The sequence below is a fragment of the Bacillus sp. SIMBA_154 genome (assembly GCF_046536015.1).
GTDB lineage: Bacteria > Bacillota > Bacilli > Bacillales > Bacillaceae > Bacillus > Bacillus pumilus_P.
The window spans coordinates 1-245 of the sequence record NZ_JAWJBV010000534.1; the positions used below are offsets into that span (position 1 = coordinate 1).

A 245-nucleotide genomic window follows, 5' to 3' on the forward strand; every position below is an offset into this window, starting at 1 on the left:
AGGATTAGCTCAGCTGGGAGAGCATCTGCCTTACAAGCAGAGGGTCGGCGGTTCGAGCCCGTCATCCTCCACCATATGCCGGTGTAGCTCAACTGGTAGAGCAACTGACTTGTAATCAGTAGGTTGGGGGTTCAAGTCCTCTTGCCGGCACTGTTTTTTCTTTATCAATTCCATATGTGGAGGGGTAGCGAAGTGGCTAAACGCGGCGGACTGTAAATCCGCTCCCTCCGGGTTCGGCGGTTCGA

1 tRNA gene is annotated in these 245 nt (G+C 54.3%); it reads left to right on the top strand.

The annotated features are described in order from the left end of the window. The first annotated feature begins 77 nt into the window (after positions 1-77). A tRNA-Thr gene (locus tag R0K30_RS23060) sits at positions 78-150 on the top strand. The last annotated feature ends 95 nt before the right edge of the window (positions 151-245 follow it).